Annotated in this window: 7 protein-coding genes and 2 pseudogenes; 1 reads left to right on the top strand and 8 read right to left on the bottom strand. The window is 44.4% G+C overall.

The genetic code is table 11. The annotated features are described in order from the left end of the window. Positions 1 to 273: 273 nt before the first annotated feature. From AACQ81_RS18955 to AACQ81_RS18925, 7 genes and pseudogenes are all read right to left on the bottom strand, one after another. Positions 274 to 909 (bottom strand): bifunctional 4-hydroxy-2-oxoglutarate aldolase/2-dehydro-3-deoxy-phosphogluconate aldolase, encoded by a 636-nt coding sequence (locus AACQ81_RS18955; RefSeq protein WP_237388231.1) that lies wholly within the window; start codon positions 907 to 909, stop codon positions 274 to 276. 10 nt (positions 910 to 919) lie between these two features. Continuing rightward, positions 920 to 1,882 carry a sugar kinase gene (locus AACQ81_RS18950; protein ID WP_237388230.1) on the bottom strand — a complete coding sequence of 321 codons (963 nt, stop codon included), beginning with the start codon at positions 1,880 to 1,882 and terminating at the stop codon, positions 920 to 922. A 23-nt stretch (positions 1,883 to 1,905) separates the two neighbouring features. Then, a pseudogene (gene uxaC, locus AACQ81_RS18945) lies at positions 1,906 to 3,218 on the bottom strand (glucuronate isomerase). Then, on the bottom strand, positions 3,215 to 4,702 hold the full coding sequence (locus tag AACQ81_RS18940) for a fructuronate reductase (RefSeq protein WP_237388232.1): 1,488 nt from the start codon (positions 4,700 to 4,702) through the stop codon (positions 3,215 to 3,217). The pseudogene uxaC and the gene AACQ81_RS18940 overlap by 4 nt, the downstream one beginning before the upstream one ends. 23 nt (positions 4,703 to 4,725) lie before the next feature. Continuing rightward, positions 4,726 to 5,916: a mannonate dehydratase gene (uxuA, locus tag AACQ81_RS18935; RefSeq protein ID WP_237388229.1), complete on the bottom strand. Its 1,191-nt coding sequence runs from the start codon at positions 5,914 to 5,916 to the stop codon at positions 4,726 to 4,728. A gap of 100 nt (positions 5,917 to 6,016) precedes the next feature. After that, on the bottom strand, positions 6,017 to 7,327 hold the full coding sequence (locus tag AACQ81_RS18930; protein ID WP_237388228.1) for a TRAP transporter large permease: 1,311 nt from the start codon (positions 7,325 to 7,327) through the stop codon (positions 6,017 to 6,019). A gap of 27 nt (positions 7,328 to 7,354) precedes the next feature. Then, on the bottom strand, positions 7,355 to 7,858 hold the full coding sequence (locus tag AACQ81_RS18925) for a TRAP transporter small permease (protein ID WP_237388227.1): 504 nt from the start codon (positions 7,856 to 7,858) through the stop codon (positions 7,355 to 7,357). Between the two features lie 247 nt (positions 7,859 to 8,105). Between AACQ81_RS18925 and AACQ81_RS18920 the strand changes: the two genes are divergently transcribed. Continuing rightward, the gene (locus tag AACQ81_RS18920; protein WP_237388226.1) at positions 8,106 to 9,086 is read left to right on the top strand and encodes a TRAP transporter substrate-binding protein; all 981 of its coding nucleotides are present in this window, start codon (positions 8,106 to 8,108) and stop codon (positions 9,084 to 9,086) included. A gap of 40 nt (positions 9,087 to 9,126) precedes the next feature. On the opposite strand, the pseudogene AACQ81_RS18915 reads toward AACQ81_RS18920, so the two are convergent. Further along, positions 9,127 to 9,248: pseudogene (locus AACQ81_RS18915) on the bottom strand (IS5/IS1182 family transposase); the annotation flags it as partial.

Here is a 9,248-nt window from a genome sequence, read left to right as displayed (position 1 = left end):
ATCGACGCAGCAGTAAAGTTCTTCTAAATTATACATGCCTGAGGATCTCCACGATTTTGTTTTCTTTAGCAAAAACTTTGATCGTGCCTCAGGCACTTTAGTTCCCTTCTTAAGCGAAGCTCAGGTTATATAGGATTTACCAAAATAAAAACTCACAGGCTAGTTTTCATGGTATTAAAACCAGCCGAAAGCCCTAAATGGCGACTAATAAAAGGACGCTATCGTTTTTTGTGGAGTGTATAGTTAAATTAGCTTTAATATAAGAGTGAACGATTACAATGATATATTAACTAATTCAACCGCTTCCCGTGCCAATTTTCCTATTTTTTTCCAGTCATTATCACGAATCATCTGTGAACTGACCATCCATGATCCACCACAAGCTACAATTTGTGGGATTGCAAGATAATCACGAACGTTCCCAGTACTGATTCCGCCAGTCGGCATAACTTGTAATTGAGGATATGGTGCAAGTAATGCTTTAATCATCGCAATCCCACCTGATGGCTCAGCAGGGAAAAATTTGACAAAATCGATACCCAATTCCAATGCCTGCTCAATCGTACTCGGATTATTCACACCAGGAATAATCGGAATGCCAATTTGCTGGCATGCCTGTACGGTGTTTGGATTCATTCCCGGTGAGACAACAAACTCTGCCCCAGATGTTTTTGCTTGATGAACTTGTTCCCGATTGAGCACGGTTCCTGCACCAATCAGCATATCTGGTCGTTCAGCCTTTAACAGCTTTATTGCTTTAGCTGCATTACCGCTACGAAAGGTTATTTCAGCGACAGGAAGACCATTGTCTGCCAAAGCATGACCAATAGGAACAATGTCTTTGACCTCTTCAACGGTAATCACCGGAACAATTTTAATCTGACGCAAACGCATTATCATCTCTCTCATCTTCACTCCCCTATTCCGCCCGAATCAAAAAACGCTCAGTTACATGTTGAGTTGCTATTTTGGGAATAATCGCCCCTTTATGCTGGATCACGACCCCCGCCAACTGATTCCCCATTAACGCTGAATCATGAATGGAGAATCCATTCAACAACCCCGCAATAAAACCGGCATTAAAGGCATCACCTGCCGCAGTGGTATCAATCACTGGCGCAACAGGTGCTGCCGCAATATGTTGTATGTCAGCCTGACGGCATAAATCACGATAGAAACAGCCCTGCGCACCGGCTTTGATAATAACTTGTTTGGCTCCCATCCTTTGCAGGCGATTAAAACTTTCGTCAATCGAAGTATCTCCCCACAGCCGTACTTCATCATCGTCAGTGACTAAAGCGATATCGGTGATGGCATAGATTTGCTGATAGCACTCACGGGTTTGTGTTTCACTTTCCCATAGTGCCGGACGATAATTGCTGTCAAAGAAAATGGTTTTGCCTTCAGAAGATAGCTTTTTCAAGTTATTAAGCAGTAATTGACGATCTCTTTCAGGTAAAATTGCCAGACTGATCCCGCTGAGGTAAATCGCGTCCGTCTTCCCCAATTGTTGATAAAGTTCAGGATAGCCAGAATGTCGTAACAGATAACGAGCCGCCGAATTATCACGCCAATAAAGAAACGTTCGTTCGCCCTGTGCATCAAGCTGGATCAGATATAAACCGGGTTGATGTTCGCTATCGGTTAACACCAGAGATGTATTAATTCCCTCTTGTTGCCAACGAGAGATCATACCTTGGCTCAATAGGTCAACACCCATCGCCGTGACGAAATAGATATCCAGCGTATCCTTCCCTGCTCTGGCAAGATATACCGCACTGTTCAGTACATCACCGCCGTAACTTTGCGTCATTGAACTAAATGGCTCGCCATTCAACTCGATCATACATTCACCGAGCAAAGCAATTTTTTTGGCCCGCATTCTTTCATCCTTATCTGACTGACTTATCCAATTGGCTTATTTAACAGGAAATAGCGTTCAGCATTATTGAAGCAAATATTCTGGATCATCTGCCCCAACATTTTTTCATCATATGGGATTTCACCCTTTTTGACCCAACTTCCCAGCATATTACAGAGGATACGACGAAAATATTCATGGCGGGTATACGATAAGAAACTGCGTGAATCGGTCAGCATACCGACAAACTGACTTAGTTGCCAATCATCGTACCAATCACTTCGTTATCACGAGGATTTAAGCAATAAAGGATAGTTTTGGGTAATTCATCAGTCATATCCATTTCATCCAGCAGGCGGGACAATGGATAAGCAATAGGATTATCGCCAATGGAATCAAAACCGCTGTCCGCCCCTAACAGATTAAACATGCGCGTATTGTTATTGCGTAATGCCCCGATATGCAGTTGCATCACCCAACCTCGCTTCGCATATTGCTTGCCTAACCAAACCAGTACAGCCGTCGTGAATTGCGCAATCTCTAATTCGTTGAGCAGTTGCCCTTGCCGGCGTTTTTGCAAAATATTATCCAAAGATAATGTGCTGGGGATCGCCGCATAACGCAGGTTTTCAATACCATGATCCGATGCCACACAACCGTGATATCCAAAATGTTCCAGACGACACTCCAATGCCGCCAATAAATCGGCAAAACACACAATAGCCACATCAGCGGCCTCTTCCAGCCGTTTGAGGTAATGGCAAAAACCCGCTGATTCAATTTTAAAGACCTTATCCGGACGCCAGCTTGGCAATACTTTGATGGTGAGGTCTTTATCTGCTGCGATTTGTCGGTGATATTCCAGAGAATCGATGGGGTCATCAGTGGTTCCCACCATGCGCACCTGCATTTTCTGCATAATGCCACGGGCAGAAAATTCAGGCTGAGCAAGTTTTTCATTCACTTCATGCCAAATAGCTTCTGCGGTGTCAGGGCCGAATAATTTTCCGGTAATGCCAAATGGACGGCGCAATTCCAGATGCGTCCAATGATAAAGCGGATTGCCAATCGCCATAGGAACTGTCTTTGACCATGCGAGATATTTTTCATAATCGCTGGTTTCAGGGCCCGTGATCAATGCCTCCCCGACTCCTGCCGAGCGCATGGCACGCCACTTGTAATGGTCACCTTCCAGCCAAATTTGGCCGAGATTGTCAAAACGGCGGTTTTGCGCAATCTCTTTTGGATTTAAATGACAGTGATAATCATAAATCGGCATCATGGCGGCGTAATCGTGATAAAGACGGCAGGCAATATCATTACTCAACAAAAAATCTTCATGCATAAAGGCTTTCATTGTTTTTCACCTTGGGAGCACAGAATTGCGACAGTTTGACGAGCACCAACATCCAGTAATCGTTGGTATGCCTTGACCACATTGCCGACAAAGTCACGGTTTTTAATCAGCTTTTCGCCAAAGATTGATTCAATTGCCAATAACTCTTCAACCACAGCAACAGAAAGCCCATGTTTAGCATAAATGGCGGCAAAGACCGCTTTTAATGGATCACGCACATCAATGGGCTGGCCTTGTTCATCTACGCCACTGACATAACGCATCCATGCTGCAATGCCTAATGCCAAGTATCGATAATCACTTCCTTTTTCGATATGCCACTGAATGGAATCGAGCAAGCGTTGCGGTAATTTCTGACTCCCATCCATCGCAATCTGCCATGTTTGATGTTTTAAAGAGGGATTGGCAAACCGTTCGAGCAACTTTTCCGCATAAGTGACTAAATCGGTATTCTCCGGCATCAACAACGTTGGCACTTGTTCATTCAGCATCAGTGTGTGAACCGCGCGGCGATAGTCCACGTTTGCTATGGTATCGGAAATATGCGCATAACCGCCCAAATAGCCCAAGTAGGCAAGAAATGAATGAGAGCCGTTTAACATACGCAATTTCATTATTTCAAATGGTGTGACATCTTCCTCAAATTGCGCACCAACCCGATGCCAATCTGGACGCCCGTTTGCAAAGTTGTCTTCAATCACCCACTGACGGAAAGATTCACAGGCAATGGCACAAGGATCTTCCCACCCTGACAACCGGGCAATTTCAGTTAAAGTTTCCGGTGTCACTGCCGGCACAATGCGGTCAACCATTGTAGAAGGAAATGTCACTCGTTGTTCTATCCACTGTGCTAGCTTCCCATCTTGCAAACGCGCCAAATCCAACACTGCCTGATGGGCAACATGACCATTTTCCCGAACGTTATCGCACGACAAAATGGTTACCGGCGATAACTGGCGTTCAAAACGCAATTTTAATGCAGCGGTAATATAACCAATGGCGGAACGAGGTGATGACGGATTAGCTAAATCCTCAATAATCAGTGGATTGTTCAAATCCAGATGCCCTGTCGCAGCATTAATGCAATAGCCTTTTTCCGTCACGGTCAAAGAGATAATGGCAACTTCAGGACTGGCCATTTTTTCGATGATGGCCTGAACACCATCAATTAATGGGTGCATGGCCTCTTTTATCGAACCGATGATTTTTAATGTCGTTACATCCTGACTTTTCTCTGCGACGGTATAGCACATTGATTGTTTTTTTAGATTTTCAATCAGCAAAGCACTTTGTTGCGACATCAGATTAACTTCACAAAATCCCCAATCACTGTCCGTTTGCTCCAGTAAATGATGGGTATAAAGCGCCTGATGTGCGCGGTGAAACACACCACAACCTAAATGAACGATGCGTGTGGTAAGTCGCTCGGCTGTCCAATCGGGAAACGGAACGGATATCGCAGCGTTAGCAAGATTTTTTCCCATCATGTTCCACCTTATATTTAGGTTCAGACGTTATCCCGATAAAACGCACGGTGAATGCCCAGTTCCAGACCACGGATCTCAGCCAGTCCTTTAAGGCGCCCAATCGCTGAATAACCCGGATTTACTTTCTTGTTCAGGTCATCCAGTATTTGATGCCCGTGATCGGGACGCATTGGAATTAGATACTCTTCGCCCGCTTCCCGCCGACGATGCTCTTCTTCTGCTATCGCTTTAATGACTTCATACATATCCACATCACCCGCAAGATGAGCCGCCTCATGGAATGTTCGTGGATTTTCTTCACGCAGGGTCGAGCGCAAATGCAGGAAATAGATCCGTGAACCAAATAATTTGATCATCTTCACTAAATCATTATCTGCGCGCACCCCGTAAGAGCCGGTACACATCGTGTAACCATTGGCATGACTGTCTACGGTTTCAGATATCCAGCGCATATCATCCAACGTCGAAACAATGCGTGGAAGACCGAATATCTCGCGGGGCGGATCATCAGGATGAACCGCCATTTTGATACCGGTTTCTTCTGCAACCGGAATAATTTTTCTCAGGAAATAGGCAAAGTGCTCACGCAATTTAGCCTTATCAATATCTGAATAACGTCCCAGGTGTTGGCGAAATTCTTCTAAGGTATAGCCTTCTTCCGCGCCCGGAAGACCCGCTATGATCGTATTTATAAGTTTTTGTTTTTCTTCTTCTGTCATTGCAGCAAAACGTATCTTCGCCTGTGCAATCTCTTCATCTGTATAATCTTTTTCTGCTCCTTTACGTTGTAGAATATGAATGTCAAAAACAGCGAACTCTATTTGATCAAAACGCAGTGCTTTTGAACCATCAGGCAATGGATATTCCAAGTCCGTGCGTGTCCAATCCAGAACAGGCATGAAGTTATAACACACCGTTTTGATTCCACAGGCAGCGAGATTACGCAAAGTCTGCTGATAATTTGTTATCCATTGATCATATGCTCCCGTATGTGTTTTGATATCTTCATGGATGGGCACACTCTCCACCACCGACCATTCCAGTTGATTGGCTTCAATCAGCGCTTTACGCTCTTCAATCTCAGCGACAGGCCAGATTTCGCCGTTGGGAATATGATGCAACGCCGTCACTACCCCTGTTGCTCCCGCCTGACGGATATCAGCCAACGAAACGGGATCTATCGGGCCATACCAACGCCAAGTTTGTTTCATGATTGACCTCTTCTTTCCTTCATAAATATTCTTTCATAGACAGTTTTCGCTTTTACACCCTTCACCTTTCATTCGGTTAACCAATAAAAAGGGAGATACGTTAAGCAGGGGTATAGTTCAGAAGCAATTCAGGTAGCCATAAACTCAACTGAGGCAAATAAGTGACCAGTGCCAGCGCCGCGATCAACGCAATATACATCGGGATCAGAGGCTTCAAGACCTTATCAATACTGACATCACCCACTGAACAACCGACAAACAATGCACTGCCGACGGGGGGTGTACAAATCCCAATCGCCAAGTTAAATGTCATGATGATGCCGAAATGAACCGGATCGATTCCCATATCCAGCGCGACGGGTAAAAAAATCGGCGTGAAAATCAGGACCGCGGGTGTCATGTCCATAAATATCCCGACAATCAGGAGAATGATATTAATCACCAACAAGATTGTCAGTGGATTATCAGAAACGGCCATTAACATATCCGCTATCAGATACGGCAGATCCGCGTTTGCCATCGCCCAAGACATTCCCATTGAAGCACCAATTAATAGCAGAACAATCGAGGTAGTGACGGCTGAATCAAGGATGATTTTAGGTAATTGCCTGAAACTCACTTCACGATAGATGATCACCGCCAGAACAAAACTATAGAGAACCGCAATGGCAGACGCTTCCGTCGCCGTAAAAATTCCGCCAATAATCCCCCCCATAATGACCGCAATCAGCATTAATGACGGTATAGCTTTCCACGCAACATTAAAAAATTCGTTCCACGTGGGTTGGGCAGCAACAGGATAAGATCTCCGCTTTGCAATAATGGCGGATACGATCATAAGTGAAATTCCCATGATAATACCGGGGATATATCCCGCCAAAAACAGGGCAGCAATGGATGTGCCACCAGAAACCAACGAATAGACAATCAACGTATTGCTGGGAGGGATCAATAAGCCAGAAGGGCAAGAAGCAATATTCACCGCAGCAGATAATGCAGGATCATAACCCTCTTTTTTCTCCATCGGTGCCATTGTGCCGCCTACCGCAGCCGCTGATGCCACTGCCGAGCCGGAAATAGCCCCGAACAGCATATTAGCCATAATGTTGACGTGCATTAATGAGCCGGGTAAACGGCCGCCAATGACTTTTGCCAGATTAATCAAACGTGCAGCAATCCCGCCTTGGTTCATGATATTCCCTGCAAGAATAAAGAACGGGATCGCCAATAAAGAGAAGTTATCAACTCCCGCCACCATACGCTGCGAAACAACAGCAATAGCAGATTCCAACGGTAACGTGAGCATAATTGCAACTAACGAGGACAAACCTATCGCAAATGAAACGGGCACACTGAGCGCCAGCAGTACCGCAAATATGCCAAAGAGCGCGGAAATCACATACCAATCCATCCTATAACCTCACATCGCCACAATTTATTATTTACCGGCAACCCATTGTGGTTGACCTGAAACGTGTTGAATAATTGAGATAACATCAACCAGCGCATAGAAAATCATAAATGCACCACTGACGGGCAGACATAAATAGATGTAACCCATCTGCCAACCTAAAGAGGGCGTGATTTGACCACTTGCCAGCGTTGATGAGGCAAGAACACAACCACCGTAAATAAGCACAATGGCCGCAAATGCAATGATGGCCACCTGAATAATCAGGCCAACAACACTCTTCTTTATTCCGGTTAATTTCAGCATCAGCAGATCGATAGCAAGATGACGATGCTGACCCGTTGTATAAGCAGCACCAATCATGGCAACCCACATAAAGAGATAACGCGCCAGTTCATCTGTCACAGTGCTGGGTGCGCTTAAAACATAACGGGAAATCACTTGCCATAACACGCAGAAAACCAGAAAAACCGACAGGCAGATAGTAAAAAAGGCCAAACTTTTATTAACAATCACTACAAGATTCTTCATACGCCTTGCCCTTACATTTTTGGTTAACCAATAAAACCAATGTCCACATCGGCCTTTAAAGCATAGAAGAACTGATAAATGAAAAGAAGCGAATCAGATCACAGCTTAAATTGGTAAACCAATAATTCGCTAAATTTGCGATCATGGTCAACCAATTTGTTTTTATATTTTGCTTAACCCATTGGTGATGGCTACTGTTTACACGTAGAAAATAACAAAAACCTGATCCTTACCTCTGGGGAATAAAATGAAAAACAGCAAACACATTTTATATACAGTGATTGGCGCGCTGTTTGCGCTGAGCGCATCACAGGCTTTTGCCGCAACAACACTTAAACTCAGCCATAATCAAAACCGCGACCATGCAGTTCATAAGGCCATGACCCAATTCGCTGATGAAGTGAAAGAAAAAACCGATGGCGAAATACGCATCCGTATCTATCCAGATGCTCAACTGGGCAATCAGCGTGAATCAATGGAATTGATGCAAAACGGAGCTTTGGATATCGTTAAATCCAATGCCGCAGAATTAGAAGCGTTTTCTCCGGCCTATTCCGTCTTTAACCTGCCCTATTTGTTCCGCGATAAAGCCCACTACCAAAAAATTCTCAGCAACGAGATCGGTAAAGAAATCCTCGGTTCAAGCCAGAATAGCGGCTTTATTGGCCTGACCTACTATGATGCGGGGTCACGCGGTTTCTATGCAAAAAAACCGATCTATACACCTGACGATCTAAAAGATCTGAAAATTCGTGTACAACCCAGTCCATCAGCAATTTCAATGGTAAAAGCGCTGGGAGGCAACCCGACCCCCTTAGCTTATGGTGAACTCTATACCGCATTACAACAGGGTGTTATTGATGCAGCGGAAAATAATATTCCCTCTTTTACCTTAAGCCGTCATAGTGAAGTCACGAAATTCTTCTCGCTTGATGAACACACGATGATCCCCGACGTATTGCTAATCTCGACGAAATCATTAAATAAACTGACGGATGAACAGCAAGCAATAGTGAAAAAAGCCGCGCTAAATTCCTCAAAATACATGACTCAACTTTGGGAAACATCAGAGAATGAAGAACGCACCAAAGCAGAAAAACAAAATGTTAAGTTTATTACCGTGGACAAAATGACTTTCCAAGAAGCAGTTAAACCGATGTATGACGATATTGTTAAAAACAACCCTGAACTCTCTGAAATGGTAGATCGTATCCGTACAATTGAGTAAATACCTCCATTTACCTATGAGTGGTTATATTTCTAAGTATCTATTCAGTATCTTTCCTGCGCAAGAGCAAAGCAAGGAATGCTAAGTTGACTAACTGAAGGCTGGTATTCAAATCCCCCTCACAGTTTTTCCACAGCCGCCGACACTTTTCTAGCCAGGCAA

The organism is Xenorhabdus sp. Sc-CR9, assembly GCF_963897815.1.
GTDB lineage: Bacteria > Pseudomonadota > Gammaproteobacteria > Enterobacterales > Enterobacteriaceae > Xenorhabdus.
This window is presented reverse-complemented; position numbering and strand designations above follow the sequence as displayed.

Coding starts and splice junctions, on each gene's coding strand:
- AACQ81_RS18955 (WP_237388231.1), bottom strand. CDS start 909: ATGAGAGAGATGATAATGCGTTTGCGTCAGATTAAAATTGTTCCGGTG.
- AACQ81_RS18950 (WP_237388230.1), bottom strand. CDS start 1,882: ATGCGGGCCAAAAAAATTGCTTTGCTCGGTGAATGTATGATCGAGTTG.
- AACQ81_RS18940 (WP_237388232.1), bottom strand. CDS start 4,702: ATGGGAAAAAATCTTGCTAACGCTGCGATATCCGTTCCGTTTCCCGAT.
- uxuA (WP_237388229.1), bottom strand. CDS start 5,916: ATGAAACAAACTTGGCGTTGGTATGGCCCGATAGATCCCGTTTCGTTG.
- AACQ81_RS18930 (WP_237388228.1), bottom strand. CDS start 7,327: ATGGATTGGTATGTGATTTCCGCGCTCTTTGGCATATTTGCGGTACTG.
- AACQ81_RS18925 (WP_237388227.1), bottom strand. CDS start 7,858: ATGAAGAATCTTGTAGTGATTGTTAATAAAAGTTTGGCCTTTTTTACT.
- AACQ81_RS18920 (WP_237388226.1), top strand. CDS start 8,106: ATGAAAAACAGCAAACACATTTTATATACAGTGATTGGCGCGCTGTTT.